The organism is Bacillus sp. 166amftsu, assembly GCF_900107445.1.
Classification (GTDB): domain Bacteria; phylum Bacillota; class Bacilli; order Bacillales; family Bacillaceae_G; genus Bacillus_A; species Bacillus_A arachidis.
In genome coordinates this window covers 113,053-130,075 of record NZ_FNQA01000003.1, presented here as the reverse complement: position 1 = coordinate 130,075, position 17,023 = coordinate 113,053, and the positions used below count along the sequence as shown (strand labels likewise).

Annotated in this window: 17 protein-coding genes, 2 pseudogenes and 1 other annotated feature (1 of these 20 cut by a window edge); of the genes and pseudogenes, 18 read left to right on the top strand and 1 reads right to left on the bottom strand. The window is 34.5% G+C overall.

Translation table 11 applies throughout. The features are described 5' to 3' along the window. Nucleotides 1-74 precede the first annotated feature (74 nt). The 14 genes and pseudogenes from BLV40_RS27995 (at nucleotide 75) to BLV40_RS12040 (ending at nucleotide 12,741) form a co-directional block, all read left to right on the top strand. Nucleotides 75-266 carry a hypothetical protein gene (locus BLV40_RS27995; RefSeq protein ID WP_035415129.1) on the top strand — a complete coding sequence of 64 codons (192 nt, stop codon included), beginning with the start codon at nucleotides 75-77 and terminating at the stop codon, nucleotides 264-266. 124 nt (nucleotides 267-390) lie between these two features. After that, entirely contained in the window at nucleotides 391-741 is a 351-nt protein-coding gene (locus tag BLV40_RS12105) for an ASCH domain-containing protein (RefSeq protein ID WP_016115601.1), read from the top strand. Nucleotides 742-759: 18 nt separating this feature from the next. Next, nucleotides 760-1,200, top strand: coding sequence for a DUF2269 family protein (locus tag BLV40_RS12100; protein WP_026592415.1), 441 nt, complete (start codon nucleotides 760-762; stop codon nucleotides 1,198-1,200). A gap of 351 nt (nucleotides 1,201-1,551) precedes the next feature. Then, nucleotides 1,552-1,743, top strand: coding sequence for a DUF378 domain-containing protein (locus BLV40_RS12095; RefSeq protein WP_090690326.1), 192 nt, complete (start codon nucleotides 1,552-1,554; stop codon nucleotides 1,741-1,743). A gap of 202 nt (nucleotides 1,744-1,945) precedes the next feature. Further along, complete coding sequence (gene serC / locus BLV40_RS12090; RefSeq protein ID WP_026592417.1) at nucleotides 1,946-3,028, top strand: 3-phosphoserine/phosphohydroxythreonine transaminase; 1,083 nt, start codon at nucleotides 1,946-1,948, stop codon at nucleotides 3,026-3,028. A gap of 12 nt (nucleotides 3,029-3,040) precedes the next feature. After that, nucleotides 3,041-4,213, top strand: coding sequence for a 3-phosphoglycerate dehydrogenase family protein (locus BLV40_RS12085; protein ID WP_090690323.1), 1,173 nt, complete (start codon nucleotides 3,041-3,043; stop codon nucleotides 4,211-4,213). Between the two features lie 13 nt (nucleotides 4,214-4,226). Further along, nucleotides 4,227-5,474, top strand: coding sequence for a DUF1015 domain-containing protein (locus tag BLV40_RS12080; protein ID WP_090690318.1), 1,248 nt, complete (start codon nucleotides 4,227-4,229; stop codon nucleotides 5,472-5,474). A gap of 419 nt (nucleotides 5,475-5,893) precedes the next feature. Next, nucleotides 5,894-6,652 carry a GNAT family N-acetyltransferase gene (locus BLV40_RS12075; protein WP_090690314.1) on the top strand — a complete coding sequence of 253 codons (759 nt, stop codon included), beginning with the start codon at nucleotides 5,894-5,896 and terminating at the stop codon, nucleotides 6,650-6,652. A gap of 295 nt (nucleotides 6,653-6,947) precedes the next feature. Beyond that, nucleotides 6,948-7,436, top strand: coding sequence for a DinB family protein (locus BLV40_RS12070; RefSeq protein WP_090690311.1), 489 nt, complete (start codon nucleotides 6,948-6,950; stop codon nucleotides 7,434-7,436). A gap of 330 nt (nucleotides 7,437-7,766) precedes the next feature. Continuing rightward, nucleotides 7,767-8,411, top strand: coding sequence for a formylglycine-generating enzyme family protein (locus tag BLV40_RS12065; protein ID WP_170833656.1), 645 nt, complete (start codon nucleotides 7,767-7,769; stop codon nucleotides 8,409-8,411). Nucleotides 8,412-8,613: 202 nt separating this feature from the next. Beyond that, entirely contained in the window at nucleotides 8,614-9,285 is a 672-nt protein-coding gene (locus BLV40_RS12060; protein ID WP_090690305.1) for a response regulator transcription factor, read from the top strand. A 1-nt stretch (nucleotide 9,286) separates the two neighbouring features. Continuing rightward, entirely contained in the window at nucleotides 9,287-10,663 is a 1,377-nt protein-coding gene (locus tag BLV40_RS12055; protein ID WP_090690303.1) for a sensor histidine kinase, read from the top strand. A 242-nt stretch (nucleotides 10,664-10,905) separates the two neighbouring features. Then, nucleotides 10,906-11,088, top strand: coding sequence for a helix-turn-helix transcriptional regulator (locus BLV40_RS12050; protein WP_280138899.1), 183 nt, complete (start codon nucleotides 10,906-10,908; stop codon nucleotides 11,086-11,088). 556 nt (nucleotides 11,089-11,644) lie between these two features. Continuing rightward, nucleotides 11,645-12,741 (top strand): annotated as a pseudogene (locus tag BLV40_RS12040) (IS3 family transposase). 221 nt (nucleotides 12,742-12,962) lie between these two features. Here the strand turns inward: BLV40_RS12040 and BLV40_RS12035 are convergent. Continuing rightward, a pseudogene (locus BLV40_RS12035) lies at nucleotides 12,963-13,433 on the bottom strand (IS4 family transposase); the annotation flags it as partial. A 656-nt stretch (nucleotides 13,434-14,089) separates the two neighbouring features. Between BLV40_RS12035 and BLV40_RS12030 the strand changes: the two are divergent. Genes BLV40_RS12030 through BLV40_RS12015 form a run of 4 tightly spaced genes read left to right on the top strand, consistent with a single transcriptional unit; the run spans nucleotide 14,090 to nucleotide 16,464 of the window. Next, nucleotides 14,090-14,530: a LytTR family DNA-binding domain-containing protein gene (locus BLV40_RS12030; RefSeq protein WP_090690296.1), complete on the top strand. Its 441-nt coding sequence runs from the start codon at nucleotides 14,090-14,092 to the stop codon at nucleotides 14,528-14,530. A 12-nt stretch (nucleotides 14,531-14,542) separates the two neighbouring features. Then, nucleotides 14,543-15,013 carry a DUF3021 domain-containing protein gene (locus BLV40_RS12025; RefSeq protein ID WP_090690292.1) on the top strand — a complete coding sequence of 157 codons (471 nt, stop codon included), beginning with the start codon at nucleotides 14,543-14,545 and terminating at the stop codon, nucleotides 15,011-15,013. Next, a complete protein-coding gene (locus tag BLV40_RS12020) occupies nucleotides 15,014-15,736 on the top strand; it encodes an ABC transporter ATP-binding protein (protein ID WP_090690289.1) in 723 nt (240 codons plus the stop codon). 2 nt (nucleotides 15,737-15,738) lie between these two features. Next, nucleotides 15,739-16,464: an ABC transporter permease gene (locus BLV40_RS12015; protein ID WP_090690287.1), complete on the top strand. Its 726-nt coding sequence runs from the start codon at nucleotides 15,739-15,741 to the stop codon at nucleotides 16,462-16,464. 381 nt (nucleotides 16,465-16,845) lie between these two features. Further along, nucleotides 16,846-17,023, top strand: a binding site (T-box leader) (it continues 79 nt past the right edge of the window).

Sequence of the window (17,023 nt, the reverse complement as noted above, 5' to 3'; positions counted from 1 at the left end):
AGTAATCATTTTTTCTGTTCCCCTTATTTATCGTGCTGAGAAGTTGTACAACCTGTATCAGAGGGGAACTGGAAATGCAACGCCAGATTGTTGAAAATCCTCATTTAAATCTTATTCAAGATAAGCACTCAATTAGTGCAATAATATTTTTTGTTACTGCTTCAGCTGGAGTAAATGCTTCGGTTATAGTTTGTCACTATTTGGGTTATAAATCAGTCCATTTATCTTTATCAATCTTTATTATAAATTATCAAACTTTATTTTAAATCTACAGTATAAACATTGTATGAAAGTTTGTTACCCTTATTAAATAGAAACTTGCTTTATAGAATAATTTTTTTATATGATAAAGTGGGCTTATGCTTAAATGAAAAAAGGAGAGTGACCCAGATGACAAACCAAAATGAAACGAACGCTTTACCACCAAAAACATGTACGATTGAACGTCTCATCACGATTCAGGAGGACATTGAAAAAGTGCTTGCAGGACAGAAAACGGCTACTCGCCGCAACGGGAGATATGCGGATGTCGGGGAAGTGATGGAGCTTCAAGGTCACCGGTATGTTGTGGAGAAGGTCTATTCGCAGTCACTTGGCGAATTGACTGATGAGCATGCCCGTCAAGAAGGCTATGCGAATGTGGAGGAATATAAGCAATCTATTCTGTCTCTTCACCCCGGCATGCCGTGGCTGCCAAATATGAGAGTTTGGGTTCATGAGTTCCGTCCCATCGAAGGTTAATGTGATATAAGGATGGACATGTTGTATCGACTGCTTCTGTATATACATATTTTCAGTGCAATCTTATCCATCGGCCCATTTTTTGTATTGCTTCCGCTCATCAAAAAACTGCGGGCTTCAGAGGACCAAGCACAGCAGGCTTATCTGGATGTATTCCGATTTTCGGTCAGGCTGGCCAAGCATGCCGGGCATGTGCTGGTTACATCCGGGGTTCTGCTTGTACTGGCGGGCCCTTGGACTTGGAGGACCCCTTGGATAGTGATGACCCTTATTCTCATGGCGAGTTCATTATTTTTCCTGGCCCGCGCCTTTTCGCCGACCATTCGGAAATTCAGCGAAACGGGCCAAGACAAGGACGCCTTGATTCAATTGTTGCGGCGTTCTGTTTGGATTTACATTGTTCTTTTAATGGCGATGTTATGGTTCATGGTGACAAAGCCTGCGTTGTGGCAGGGGTGATAGGTCTAGGGCGAATAGCGGCTTTGTGTGATTGCCGTTTGAATTCGCTGGGCGGCATGGAACAAGGACAAGCCAAAACTGGCTTGTCCTTGTTGTAGTTACGCTTTGAAGAGGTGATGGAATAGCCTTTTACGATCTGGACCTATTATCCCAAAGCAAGGTTTTTGCCTGAGTTGCGCAGTTTTATCATTTTGAGGTAGTATTACTTTGTTTTTGTTGAACATTTAGATAGGATATTCTTACTTGTGAATGCGTGAAAAATTTAATTAAAAAATATGAAAGTTTTTTGATTTGTTACATATATTTTAGTGAAAGGCCTTTCACCATTTTATCACCTAGGGGGCAATCATAATGAAATTTTTGTCGTACCTTACAGTAATTCTGGTGATTCTTGGCGGTTTGAATTGGTTGTTTGTTGCATTGGATTATAATGTAGTTGAGAAATGGTTTGGTTCTACACCAGTTCTTGTTGATACCATTTATTGGATTTTTGGTCTTTCTGCTCTTTATCAAATTTATGATCGGTTCTTTACGGATAATTAGCTCTTATAAATTTATGAATGGAGTGTTAAGCGAAAGGCTTAACACTTTTTTGTATTTTTATGAATACAAATGTATCTGCAAACGGTTCCATTGCGTCTTGCACCTTAATAAGGCAAAACAAATTGACCGTATATTTTATATGGGTTATAATTCAGAAAGTTTAAAAAATAATAAATATAGAAACAGGGAGGTTATACAGTTGATGGAGAGAGTTTACAATTTTTCAGCAGGACCATCTATACTCCCTTTGCCAGTTTTAGAAAAAGTGCAAAAGGAGCTTTTGAATTATAACCGGACAGGCATGTCTATTATGGAAATGAGTCACCGATCTTCAGAGTTTCAAAATATTATAGATGAAGCAAGTAGCTTGCTTCGTGAATTGATGTACATTCCCGAGAATTACGACGTTCTATTTTTACAAGGAGGGGCATCCCTGCAGTTTTCAATGGTTCCATTAAATTTAATGAATGAACATAAAAGAGCTGGATATGTCCTTACAGGGTCATGGTCTAAGAAAGCCTTACAGGAGGCTCAGAAAACTGGAGAAGTAGAAGTTATTGCTTCATCGGAAGAAAATCAATTTTCAACGATTCCACATGTTGATGTTTCAATGATTACGAAAGAACTAGATTTTGTTCATATAACAACGAATAATACGATTGAAGGAACCAAATATGTTGAATTACCAAAATTAGAGAATATTCCACTTATTGCTGATATGTCTTCAAATATTTTATCTGAAGAATACGATGTAGAGAAATTCGGTTTCATCTATGCAGGAGCACAAAAGAATTTAGGACCAGCAGGACTAACAATTGCAATTATTAGAAAAGACTTAATTGGTAAAGCGGATACCTCTTGTCCGACAATGTTAAACTATGAAACTTACAGTAAAAATAATTCCTTATATAATACACCACCATCCTTTAGTATTTATGTGACGAAGCTAGTATTAGAATGGTTAAAGGAGCAGGGAGGGGTATCTGCGATTGAAGAACAAAATAGAAAAAAAGCAGCGATTCTATACGATTTCCTAGATGAATCGAAATTATTTACTTCACCGGTTGATCCTGTATATCGTTCGCTTATGAATATTCCATTTACAACACCATCCAATGATTTAAATAAGCAATTTTTACAAAAAGCTAATACGTTAGGGCTTGTTACATTGAAAGGTCATCGCTCAGTTGGTGGTATGCGGGCTAGTATTTATAATGCGATGCCAGTAGAAGGCGTTCAACAATTAGTAGATTACATGAAGGGTTTTGAGCTAGAGAATAGATAGGGAGATGGGGAAATGTTTCGCGTTCAAACATTAAATCAGATTGCTGAAAAAGGTTTGCAAATTTTTGACGGAGAGCGATATGAAGTTGGAGAAGGATTAGAACATCCCGATGGTATATTACTACGGAGTTTTTCCTTACATCAAGAAGGTTTTTCAAAGGATTTAAAGGCGATTGCAAGAGCGGGGGCTGGTGTAAATAACATTCCTGTAGAACGTTGTACAGAAAGAGGGATTGTTGTTTTCAATACACCAGGGGCAAATGCGAATGCAGTAAAAGAGCTTATTCTTGCAGGTCTTATTATGTCATCACGTAATATTATAAGTGGGGTTAGTTGGGCAGCTGGGTTAGAAGGTCAAGAAGTTCCGCAGCTTGTAGAAGCAGGGAAAAAACAATTTGTGGGATCAGAGATTGCAGGAAAACGACTTGGTGTTATCGGACTTGGTGCGATTGGAGCTCTTGTCGCAAATGATGCATTATCTCTTGGTATGGATGTTGTAGGGTATGATCCATATATATCTGTTGAAACAGCATGGCGCTTATCAACACAAGTACAACGTGCATTTAGTTTAGATGAAATCTTTTCGACATGTGACTACATTACATTGCATATTCCACTGACAGATCAAACGAGAGGGATAATTGGAGAACATGCTGTGCAAACAATGAAAAAGGGTGTCCGTCTCTTTAACTTCTCAAGAGGAGAACTTGTGGATGAAGTTACGTTAGCAAAAGCTTTAGAAGAAGGGATCATTAATCATTACGTAACTGATTTTCCAAATGAAAATGTAATAAAAATGAAAAATGTAACGGCAACTCCACATCTTGGAGCCTCCACATATGAGTCTGAAGAGAATTGTGCGATTATGGCAGCTCGCCAGTTACGTGATTATTTGGAAACAGGAAACATCCATAACTCAGTAAACTATCCAAATGTGGAACTGCCTTATGTTGGAAAGAAACGAATTACAATTATGCATCAAAACGTTCCAAACATGGTGGGGCAAATTACAGGGTGTTTAGCGGAACATCATATTAATATAGCTGATATGATAAACCGTAGTAAAGGCTCTTTTGCATATACAATGATTGATATTGATAATGGAATTGATGATATAATTAAAGAAAATGTAGTTGGAAATATAAAGGGGATTACAGGTGTAGTAGCTGTTCGAATGATTGTATAAAGGAGAGAGAGATTTGGCGACAATTCGACCGTTCAGGGCAATTCGTCCAGTATCTGATAAGGCTGCACAAGTTGCAGCACTGCCGTATGATGTGTTAAATAGTAAAGAAGCAAGAGAAATTGTAAAGGGAAATCCATATTCCTTTTTACATATCGATAAAGCTGAAATAGATTTAGACCCAGCCGTTTCACCATATGAAAACAGCGTATATGAAAAGGCAAGTGAAAATCTACAACGTTTAATCCAAGAAGAAGTATTGATTCAAGATGAAGAGCCATGTCTTTATATTTATCAATTAACAATGCAAGGGCGAACGCAGTCTGGACTTGTCGTTTGTACATCAATTGATGAGTATACCGATAATACAATAAAAAAACATGAGCGGACTCGTCACGAAAAAGAACAAGATCGTATTCGTCATGTAGATGTATGTAATGCGAATACTGGTCCTATTTTTTTAACATACCGCACAAAAGAAGCTGTAACAAAGTTAATTGCAAATTGGAAAGAAAATCATACGCCAATTTATCAATTTACTGCTGATGATGGTGTGGAGCATGTAATATGGAAAATCGCAGAAAATGATGCGATTTCGGCATTAGTAGAATTATTTGAAGAGATTCCATCCCTATATATTGCAGATGGGCATCATCGCTCAGCATCTGCTGTGAAAGTAGGGCTTATGCGTAGGGAACAATATCCGAACTATACAGGTGAAGAAGAATTTAATTTCTTTTTATCTGTTTTATTCCCTCATGATGAACTATCGATTTGGGATTACAATCGTGTCGTGAAAGATTTAAATGGTTTATCTGAGGAAGAATTTTTACAGCAAATTTCACAATACTTTTATGTGGAAAAAGCAAGTGTATCCCCATATAAACCAACTGAACCAAAATCATTTGGTATGTATTTAGATCAGTGGTGGTATAAACTCACTGTAAAAGTAGAAACATTTGATTCCCATGATGTTGTAAAACGTTTAGATGTTTCTATTTTACAAGATCATTTATTGAGTCAAGTATTACAAATTCACGACCCACGTGCAGATAGCCGCATTGATTTTGTTGGTGGTATTCGAGGTTTAGAGGAGCTAGAGCGCCTAGTAAATCGTGGTGATTATAAAGTAGCGTTTGCTTTATATCCGACATCAATGGAGGATTTATTAGCAATTGCAGATGCGGGAGAAGTTATGCCGCCAAAGTCCACTTGGTTTGAACCGAAGCTTCGTAGTGGACTTTGCATACATTCTTTAGAATAGAGAACAGACAGTATATCAAATTCAAGGCATATAAATAGTAAAAGTAAAGATAGTATGAATATCTTTTACTGAAAGACATGGGAAATGCGGATTGATTTCCAAATAAAGACGTGTTGTTTAACGAATATGAGAAAGAAGAAGAGGAGTGGGGAATACCACTCCTTTTATCACGACATACTTTCGTTGCTTTATTAAAAAATGTTTTAGATTATAGAAATAAGGTCTTCCTTTTGTCCCTACATAATAGAGTTGTTAAAAATAGTAAAGTCGTTTAAAAGATAATGAATTTCTTTAAAAAGGTGGTGTGAAACTCAATTTTCATACCATCTTTTCTAATTTCTTTGTACAATTAAAAGAAAGAATATTCCGATATTAATTCCGTTAAGAAAAGGGCGATTCATGATTGGAGATGTTATACTGTGGAGATTTTTGACATAATTAGTGTAGACGAAACAAACTTAGAAAGAGAAGGATGCTATTGTCTTCGTAGCAAACCAAATTCAACAGGATATATAAATAAAAATAGATGGTTAATGGAAAGATTTAAAGAAGGTTTAAAGTATATAAAAATAATGGAAGATAGCAAACTAGCAGGATTTATTGAATATGCACCGATTGAATACTCTTCAAGAGTGGTTTATGGCGAAAATTATATCGTTATTCATTGTCTTTGGGTACATGTAACAGGTAAGGGTTATGCGTCGAAGTTGATTCAGCAGTGTATGAAAGAAGCAAAAAAACAAAATAAGAATGGTGTTATCGTTGTAACGAATTCGAATACTTCTTGGACACCAAGTAAAGATATTTTTATTAAAAATGAATTTATTGAAATCGCACAAGCACCTTATGGGTTTGAATTGCTAGTTTATAAATTTGATGATTCTCCTAATCCATATTTTCCGAGCGACTGGAATGAAAGACTTCAAACTTTTCATGAATTAACGATTGTAAGAACACAACAATGTCCATTTATCGAGGTTGCTTCTGATAACGTTTTAGAAGCAGCAAATAAGTTGGGGATAAAAACTATAATTATTGATATTCAAAGCAGAGAAGAGTTATTAAAACTGTCACCAACACCATACGGCATATACGGGGTAATCTTTAAAAATGAATTAATTACATATCATCGACTAACGATACATTCGGCAATGAGACGATTGAAAGAGTTAGGTTGATTCAAAATCGGGAGCAAATAGTTCCATAAAAAATGTATGAGACTGAAATGTATTGATACAATTATATTCTTCTTACTATCCCCACCTTATCATATAAAATAAAGTATGCTATGCAATTTTTAGACAAGAAATAAGAACGATTGTAAGAAAATATACGTAAAAAAAAGAAAATGTATTAATTCTTGTATAAAGCTTTTAAAAGAGAAAAAGGTCTCATTCTGATGAATATAGAATTAGTCTCTGTGTTTATTGTGTATAACGGGGATTATGGTAAATAAAAGAGGAGTGATATTGAATGTTAGATGTTTTAAAGCAACAATACAACTTTATTAGCTCTACCAGAGAAAATTTATTTACATTTTTGGAAGAAATCCCGCCGCAAAAATTGCACAGCACAGTTCCGAATTTCGGAAGCGGTAGCATTATAAAGACCCATATTCATGTAGCCGATTGCTATCGATACTGGCTTGGATCATTCGCATGTAACAAAAAACGATCAGACTTTTCGTTTGCTACTGATTATGAAATTGAGCATTCAGATGTCGAGTTGGTTCGTGAAAGGTTTGAGTTAGTAGATGAGATTGTACAACGTTTTTTTGATGAATTCAATACGCGCTGGTTCGAAAATATAGAAAATGAAGTGAAATGGCAAAAAGAACCGTGGAGTACGACTCCGCTATGGCTTTTAACCCATACTGAGACACATGAGTTTCATCACAAAGGACAAATCGTATCAATGGCACGTCACCTCGGATATAATCCACCTAACACAGACCTTGATTAATTCAAATGTATTAAAAAATAATCTACTATAACTGCCGAGAACAGAAAGTATGTGAAGGATTGGTTTTTCTGTTTAAATGCAAATCTTATATTGTTATAGCCTACATTAGTATAGGTATTTTTGTTACAGGTATCATTGGATGGAACGGAAAAATTGAAGCTATACAAGATAATAAAAATACATCATCCTTTGGAGTTAAAGGATATCACCAAAAAACAACGTAACTTTTGTATCGATCTAATGGTTCTAAATGTAATGAAATTCACGGCATTAAGATCGTTAGGAGGAAGTAAAGTGTCAAATAAAATAATGAGTTACATTGACAACCAGATGGTAAAAATTCCAGAAGGAGAAGTGGAGCTAAGGGACGATAGAATAAAAAGTAAATGGAAAGTGGCAATAAGGCCATTTCTTCTTGCACAGTATCCTGTAACTGCGGATCTGTACTATGCGATTACAAATCAGTCACCTAATTCTTTTGATAAAGATCTAAAACCGGTTGTAAATATTTCTTGGAATGATGCCATCTCTTTTTGCAATCTACTTTCACAGAAAGCTGGACTGAAAGAGTGTTATTCTATAAGTGATAATGGTGAAAATATTATTTGTAATGGGGAATCTGATGGCTATCGACTTCCTACAGAAGCAGAGTGGCAATATGCATGTAAAGCGGGGACTACTGGTTATAGATATGGAGAGATTGATAAGATTGCTTGGTATGATGGAAATTCAGGTGACAAAATCCATGAAGTAGGAAGAAAGGAACCGAATGCATGGGGTCTGTATGATATGTTAGGGAATGTTTGGGAGTGGTGCTTTGATTTATATGATGAACAAGTGTACGGCTCCTACCGAATTTTTCGAGGAGGTAGCTGGGCTGAAGAGGCCAGGGGGTGCGGAGCTTCATGTCGTCGTCGTAGCCATCCGACATTTTACATTGATGACCTTGGGTTCCGGCTTGCACGGTCATTTTAACTTCCTCAAACGAGTGCACTTTCAGGGAAGTACAGCTCAACTAATAGAGAGTGAAAGTAAAATAAAAAAGAACCTCTATCTTTAATTGCTTGGTAATCAAAGATACAGGTTTTCATTTTTATACTGTCTTTTTCTTGCAAAAAACACAATTGTTTCTTAATGTAATGTTGTAGAGAGATAAACAAGGAAGGGTTTAACAAATATGATACATATTTTATTAGCAGATGATGATAAGCACATTAGAGAATTATTACATTACCACTTACAAAAGGAAGGGTTTAAAATTTTTGAAGCTGAGGATGGAAAAGTAGCGCAATCTATATTAGAAAGGGAAAATATTCACCTTGCTCTTGTCGATATTATGATGCCGTTTGTGGATGGTTATACTTTATGTGAAGAAATTAGAAAGTATCATGATATACCTGTTATTTTATTAACTGCAAAAGACCAACTAGTGGATAAAGAGAAAGGATTTGTTTCTGGAACAGATGATTATATTGTAAAACCATTTGAACCAGCAGAAGTAATTTTTCGTATGAAAGCTTTGCTTCGTCGTTATCAAATGTTGAGTGCGGACGTTATCACGCTTCATGGGACAACGATTGATAGAAAAAGTTTTGAGGTGAAATGTAATAATCAAACCATTTTATTGCCATTAAAGGAATTTGAATTATTGTCACAACTTGCTGGGTATCCCGGTAGAACATTTTCAAGAGAAGAGTTGATTGAACTTGTTTGGGGAATGGATTTTGAAGGGGATGAACGGACAGTTGATGTTCATATTAAACGTCTTCGAGATCGTTTTTCAAAACGAACAGATGATTTTCAAATTAAAACAGTACGTGGACTTGGTTATAAGTTGGAGCTGAAATAAGATGAAGTCACTTTATTCCAGATTTGCATTGATTACGATTGGGATTATGCTTCTTAGTAGCATCATTGGTTTTTTATTAACCAATGTGTATTATCAAGTGAAATTAAAACCATATAATAGTGAAAAGATTTTACGTTATGCTGAAGAAATAAAGCGCTTGTATGAAAAACAAACGGAAGAAAATAAGGATGAGTATTTGCATTCAATTGCAAAATTAGGGTATGAGATTTATGTAGTAGATGATCAAAAACAGGGGAAACGTATTGGAAATGCTTTTCGAAAGACAAAAATTAGCGATGAAACAATTAATGAAGTCTTACAAGGGAAAACATACAATGGTGTTTCTACTTATCCAACTCGACTATTTATAACAGGCTTTTTTGATAATGAATTAATTAATAGCGTTGGGGTTCCACTGAAACATGGTGATAAGCAGTATGCTTTATTTATTCGTCCTGATATTCAGCAGCAGTTTGGTGAAATGAGGATTTTCTTAGCAGTGTTGCTAGGGTTTATGGTTGTATTAAGTATCATTTTTATTGCAATTGCAGCTCGTTATATCGTTCGTCCAATTCAAACATTTACTAAAGCGACGCAGAAAATTGCGAGTGGTGAATATGATATTGAATTAGAAGAAGGACGAAAAGATGAAATTGGGACATTATCTACAAGTTTTAAAAAGATGACAAAAAGTATAAAAGAGTTAGATCAAATGAGACAAGAGTTTGTTTCCAACGTGTCTCATGAATTTCAATCTCCGCTATCTTCCATTCAAGGTTTTTCGAAGACATTACAGTCAGAAAAGATGACAGAAGAGGAAAGGAAACATTATTTGCAAATTATTGAGACTGAAAGTAAACGAATGTCTAGTTTATGTAAACAGTTACTCACGCTTGCTTCTTTAGATAAAGAGGAAAAGGTTCTTCAAATAAAAGAGTTTGATTTGCAAAAACAAATGAAAGACGTCATTTTTATGTTGGAATGGAAATGGCGTGAAAAAGATATCGCGGTTGAATTTGATGTTCCTAACGTGAATATAAAGGGTGATGAGAATTTACTTCATCAAGTGTGGACAAATATATTTACAAATAGTATTAAGTTTACAGATAGTGGTGGAACCATCGTATTTGCTGCACGAGAATTAGAAAAGAGTGTAGTAATTTCAATCTCAGATAGCGGGATTGGTATGGGGAAAGAAGAAGTGGATCGGATTTTTGATCGATTTTATAAGGTGGATACAGCGAGGGCTCGTAATGTAGAGGGAAGTGGCTTAGGATTATCCATTGTGAAGAAGATTGTTGAATTGCATCATGGAGAAATATCGGTGGAGAGTGTAAAAGGAGAAGGTACGACGTTTCGAATTGAAATTCCTAAATGATGAGAAGGGCTATTTGAAATAAGTAGTTCCGTTTTCAGGGAGAAACATTTTAAATATCATACAAAAAACATATCGATTCACATATGAATTGATATGTTTTTTTGTTGATGTAACAATATTTCCGGATTATTTTAAAAAAGAGGAAAAATTACTATAGTTGTATGTTAAAGTTCCAATTCTCTTTATATTATTACGATAAAAATATAGAGCAGGAAATTTAAACGAATACGTTTAAAACACGAATTAAGGAGTTTCGAGCTAAAATAGATATGAAACAAAGCGATCTGGCGTATGCTGTAGGAGTTCGACGTGAAACGATAAGTCATTTAGAAAAGGGAAGGTATAATCCTTCTTTACAATTAGCTCATGATATAACAAAAGTATTAGGAACAACTATTGATGAATTATTTATATTTGAAGATTAGATGAACTAAAAAAAGATCCTAATTAATGATCTTTTTTAGTCTATTATAAATTATTTAATTATAAAGTTTAAAATCCCTATAATTATACATGTAATTCCGGCTAAGAGTTGTCCTATTCCAGTGATTTTGTCTAAAAATGTTTCATATTTTTTAGTACTATATACACCCCATAATACTAAGAGTACTCCAAAAAGTATAAATGATAGTTTTAAAATCATCTTCTAATTACCTCTGTCTATTATATTTTTCTATATATGTATTTCCTACACTTTTATTATTACATTGAAATCATAGTTGAACTATCTAATAACCTTACATAAAGATGACAGTTTTGTAAGATTTCTTTCATAAGTAAAAAATAAATAGAGCTTTTTTATATGCGGAAGTTATTTAAGAATTTAACCTTTTCTTTCTTGTATGTAATTAAGTAATATATCTCGTTCTTTTTCAAATAGCATTTTAAGTTTACTAATTTTAGATATTGTGGAGTTAGTATAGTCATATGGACACAACTTAGTTAAGTCCTTACAATGGATTTTAAGGAGGAAGTGTCCGTATGATAAACAAGAAATTTAATGAAGAGTTTAAAAAAATGGTGGTTGAACTATATCGTTCGGGACAACCTGTAAAAGCATTAAGTAGCAAGTATGGCGTATCAGAAGTAACCGTTTATAAATGGATTAAATCATATTCTCCTATCACATCAGTTGAGGAAGACGAAATGACGCTAGAAGATCTAAAACGAATGAAAAAAGAAATGCTTCGTCTAAAAGAAGAGAATGAAACTTTAAAAAAGGCTATGGCCATATTCGCGAGAAAATAAACGATACAGAACTACACCAATTTACCGATTGTCAGAAAGAAACGTATTCTATTCATATGATGTGCCAAACTCTTGGAATCGCAAGAAGTTCTTACTATCAATCCCAACATAAAACAGAGTCGAAGCTTAGTCGTGAAAATAAAGAACTAACCGAAAAAATTATACACATTCATTAAGATAGCGGAAAGCGTTACGGTGCGCCCAAAATTCATCAAATACTGTTGGATCAAGGATTATCAGTAAGTATAAAACGTGTACAACGGCTCATGAAAAAAGAAAATATCTGTTCCATTATCTTAAAAAAATATAAACCACATTCATCAAGATCAACTGTAGAGGAACAACCAAATCTATTAGAACAAGATTTCTCTACAACGACAATTAATGAAAAGTGGGTAGCGGATATTACTTATATTCACACGCAAAAAGATGGCTGGTGTTATCTAGCATCTGTGATGGATTTGTATTCTAAGAAAATTATTGGGTATTCATTTTCACGAAACATGACACCGAATCTTGTGGTAAAAGCGTTAGAAAACGCTTACCATACACAGAAACCATCAGAAGGCCTCATTCTACATACTGACTTAGGGACACAATATACAAGTCAAGAATTCCAAACGATACTCGCGAATTATAAAATCAAACCTTCTTTCAGCAAAAAAGGATGTCCATATGATAATGCTTGTATAGAGTCGTTTCATGCCAATTTAAAGAAAGAAGAAGTATATCGTACAAAATATGTGACATTTAAACAAGCAAACCTAGCGCTAGTTCAATACATTGAGGGATGGTATAACCGCAAAAGAATTCATAGTAGTATTGGTTAGGAAACGCCCCAAGCAATAGAAGATCTAGCTAAAGAAGTAGCATAGACTTAACTTTGTTGTGTCCAAAATATTGACTCAAATCTAATATTTTAGATTCTGATATTATTTTATCTTTTTATATTAAATGAGTACTTAGCGTTATTTCAATACATCGAGAGTTGGAATAACCGCAAACAAATACGTAGTAGTATTTGTTATAAAATATCTCAAGTAATAATTGCTAATTGTATTTTTACACCAGCACTATGCCCACTACCTCCTGAACCTTGATATGTAGAAGCGAATTTATCTGGAACCTGAAAATGTGTAGAATCTAATACACGAATACGTCGAAAATAGTTTATATATAGAGTTGGAATTTTGCTAGAAGAACAAAATTGTTGGTGAAGTAAATGTGCTAAGAGTTGTTGTAAAAGCTGAACAGTCTGAGAATTAAAACGTTGATTGAGTCCTTCTGAATTCATAGAAATGCCTGTGTTTACTTCTAATCGACTACATAATTGTGTTAATGATGTATGAGCTACATTTTGGCTTAACCAAACACATAAGGATACTAAATCTTGTGCGCGGTATTTGCTTTTTCGTTGAACAAATCCTACTTTTCTAGCTAACTCATTCAAAGCATGTGGTGACATATATCTCTGTAATTCTTTAGAAAATAATTGTAGTTCATCAGAAGTTGATAGATTCATATAAGACCGCCATCCTTTATGTATATTTCTACATAAATAATAGCGTTTTTCATATTATTTAGATACAAATTCATCTCAATTTAATAACGATGGGATGATATCCCTATTAGTATTTAATACATCTAGAAACCCTTCAGATTTTCTGAAGGGTTTCTTTGTTCACATAGCCTTTACTAACAGATATAAATATAATTCACTTAAGAAAATATAATGTTTACAAATAATAAAGTCCTTTAAAAAACAATAAAATTATTTAGTTATAGAGAGCCACACGCTACAAAATAAAGTGTCGTTTTTTCTATTCATGTATAATAGAAATATAAAAAAGCTCATTTTATTAATAGGGTAAAGCTTTTCATAGAGATATAGTTTTTTGAATATTATAAAGCCCTTCATACAGGTTATTTACCTATATGGAAAAATTTCAAAAAATGATTTTCATTAAGAAATACATATATTGGATTAGTACACAGAGTGCCTGTCTTCGTGTACTTTTTTATTGTAAATAAGGAGAATGTGTTCCTGAAGCATCTAAAAAGAATTGCCATATTCGTATTTTGACCAGTTATCGTGTGAAAACGACCGATTATCGAAAATCCATTTACAGTAACTTAAATAGCTTTTATATTTAGAGCGAGCGAAAGGGAAGTGGTGAAGTGAAGTTTGAAGTGTCGATTGACCCATCTTATAAAGAACCGAAAATTATCATTCTTACAGATAAAATGACAGATGAGATATCTGATATTATGAAACGGCTCTCAGAGACTCGTATGGATTCATTGGCTGTATTTTCAGAAAGAGGTATTGAAATAGTCGAATGTAAAGATATCGTCAGAATCTATGCGGAGAAACAGAAGGTATTTCTCCAAACTGTTGCTGGCATCTATACGGTTCGTTCAAGGTTATATGAACTAGAAGCGAAACTAAATAATCAATTTTTCGTTCGTATTTCAAACTCAGAGATTGTTAACATTAAAATGATTACGAATATGGATATTAGTATAACAGGAACTATTGGCGTGTCATTAGTAGGGGATATCAAAACATATGCTTCTCGACGCTATGTTTCAAAAATTAAGAAACTATTTGGGATATGAGGTGAAAACATCGTGAAAAACATATTTAGTCGAGTTGTAGGTGGTTTTATCATCGGCGTGATTATAGGACAAGTAGTACAAATTCTTATTTCACTCAAATTAGGACATGGAGAATACATACCAGTTGTGGGACACTTTCGCTCTCTCTTCGATAGCGAGATGATCGCTGTCATTGTGCAAATACTGTTAACAGGAATCATTGGTGTCACGTTCGCTACAAGTGCTCTTATTTTTGAAATAGTGAAGTGGAGTCTATTGAAACAGTATACCGTTCATTTTTGTATAACAGCATTGGTATGGGTACCAATAGTGACACTGCTTTGGATGCCAAAAACGTTCATAAGTACAATAATTTTTTGTATTAGTTTTTTAGGTACATATGTTGTCACATGGGTTATTCAATACATGACTTCAAAGAATGATATCAAACAAATTAATGCTGCGATTCAATCGAAACGATTAGAAGGAAAAGGTGATGAATAAATGGCCATTGCTATAAAGAATTTAACAAAAAAGTATAAAGAGCACACAGCTGTCGATAATCTTTCACTGACGATTGAGAAGGGAGAGTTCTTTGCGCTTCTAGGACAAAATGCTGCCGGGAAAACAACAACAATTAAAATGCTTTGCTGCTTGCTTACACCTACAAGCGGAGACGCTCTGATGTTAGGGGATAGCATTGTCGAGAACCCAACGGCAGTAAAACAAAAAATAAACATTTCGCCACAGGAAACTGCGGTAGCTCCGAATCTTTCTGTAAAAGAAAATTTAGAATTCATCGCAAGTATATATGGAAGTAATAAGAAAGGCGCTACGCAAAAAGCGGTGGAAATGATGAGGGATTTTGGACTTTTAGAACGAGCTGAAAATAAAGCTAAAACATTATCAGGTGGGTTGCAGCGGCGATTAAGCATAGCGATGGCACTTATTTCGTCACCTGAAATTATTTTTTTAGATGAGCCAACATTAGGATTGGATATTCGTGCTAGACATGATTTATGGAAAACACTTCTTGAATTAAAGGGGAAAATCACAATTATTTTAACGACACATTATCTAGAAGAAGTAGAAGCACTTGCTGATCGTGTTGGGATTATGCACAGTGGTAAGTTGTGTGCACTTGGAACGATTGTTGAGTTAAAAGAGCAAACGGGAGAATCTTCCTTAGAGGATATCTTCCTTAAGCTAACTGAAGAGGGGGCTTGACCATGAGAACTTTAGCATTTGCTACGCGTAATCGTAAAGAGATTTTACGAGACCCTTTGACACTTGTATTTGGGATTGTACTTCCGATTATTATTATGTGTCTTTTTTCAATCATGCAGAAAAATATGCCATTTGAACTTTATAGCATAGAAAACTTAACACCAGGAGTGATTGTTTTCAGTTTTTCATTCGCTACGTTATTTTCAGGGATGCTGATTGGAAAGGATAAAAGTAGTTCGTTTTTAATGAGAATTTTTGCCTCCCCTATGGCTGCGACAGATTATATTGCTGGGTATGCTCTCCCTTTATTACCTGTTGTATTTCTTCAAATTGTTATTTGTTTTATTTCTGCATTTTTCTTAGGTTTATCTATTAGTCTGAATGTAATATTTACTAGTTTTCTCCTTGTTATCATTGCAACGCTGTACATTGGGTTTGGTTTACTACTCGGAACGTTCTTTACTGACAAACAGGTTGGTGGAATTTTCGCAATATTCGTAAATGTAACGACGTGGTTAAGCGGTACTTGGTTTAAGTTAGATATAATTGGTGGTACTTTTAAAACAATCGGTTATGCATTACCATTTGCTCATGCAGTTGATGCTACACGATTTGCTTTATCTGGTGAGTACAGAGATATTGTTGTACCATTATTATGGGTGATTGGCTATACGATAATTATCTTCTTAATTGCTGTTTGGGGCTTTAAGAGAAAAATGAAAAGCTAACTAAATTTTATTCATATTTAATACTATAAACAACTTAACGTTGTAAATCCGTATTATAGGGGCGCTACTCCAGTCAGAGGTTTTGTAGTTAACATCCCCCGCTTATCAGTAGTCAAAAATGAATAGAATTTTCGTTTTGGGGGTGATCTAAAACCTTATCTTGATAGTGATGGTGCTACCCCATCACTATCAAGATAAGAAATGCAAATACCCCAAAACGAAAAAAACGACTTTGTATTAAAGTTACAAATGATTTTTGCTCTGAAGTATTTTTCTTTTTTTAGTTGTTAGATGAGAATCATATATCTTAATAGGTTATTTTTTTAATTACAAAAAATTCAGATATTTACATAGGTACCAATAGGTGATATTATATAAAAAATAAATGCGATGAAGAGAAGAGTAAATAAAGTGAATTCTATACAGAGAACCCTGGTGGCTGAAAAAGGGTTAGAATTTCTTTATTGAAGCAAGCCTCAGAGCAGCACGTCGGAACCTTTTAGGAGGGGGTGGTGTGACGGGAGCTCCCGTTATAGAGCTAAGGTATAAGCATTTTTAA

Excerpts from the sequence above, each read along its gene's own strand:
- BLV40_RS12095 (WP_090690326.1), top strand. The coding sequence starts at position 1,552 with ATGAAATTTTTGTCGTACCTTACAGTAATTCTGGTGATTCTTGGCGGT.
- BLV40_RS27995 (WP_035415129.1), top strand. The coding sequence starts at position 75 with ATGCAACGCCAGATTGTTGAAAATCCTCATTTAAATCTTATTCAAGAT.
- BLV40_RS12020 (WP_090690289.1), top strand. The coding sequence starts at position 15,014 with ATGGCCATTGCTATAAAGAATTTAACAAAAAAGTATAAAGAGCACACA.
- BLV40_RS12100 (WP_026592415.1), top strand. The coding sequence starts at position 760 with ATGTTGTATCGACTGCTTCTGTATATACATATTTTCAGTGCAATCTTA.
- BLV40_RS12070 (WP_090690311.1), top strand. The coding sequence starts at position 6,948 with ATGTTAGATGTTTTAAAGCAACAATACAACTTTATTAGCTCTACCAGA.
- BLV40_RS12055 (WP_090690303.1), top strand. The coding sequence starts at position 9,287 with ATGAAGTCACTTTATTCCAGATTTGCATTGATTACGATTGGGATTATG.
- BLV40_RS12105 (WP_016115601.1), top strand. The coding sequence starts at position 391 with ATGACAAACCAAAATGAAACGAACGCTTTACCACCAAAAACATGTACG.
- serC (WP_026592417.1), top strand. The coding sequence starts at position 1,946 with ATGGAGAGAGTTTACAATTTTTCAGCAGGACCATCTATACTCCCTTTG.
- BLV40_RS12065 (WP_170833656.1), top strand. The coding sequence starts at position 7,767 with ATGGTAAAAATTCCAGAAGGAGAAGTGGAGCTAAGGGACGATAGAATA.
- BLV40_RS12015 (WP_090690287.1), top strand. The coding sequence starts at position 15,739 with ATGAGAACTTTAGCATTTGCTACGCGTAATCGTAAAGAGATTTTACGA.
- BLV40_RS12085 (WP_090690323.1), top strand. The coding sequence starts at position 3,041 with ATGTTTCGCGTTCAAACATTAAATCAGATTGCTGAAAAAGGTTTGCAA.
- BLV40_RS12060 (WP_090690305.1), top strand. The coding sequence starts at position 8,614 with ATGATACATATTTTATTAGCAGATGATGATAAGCACATTAGAGAATTA.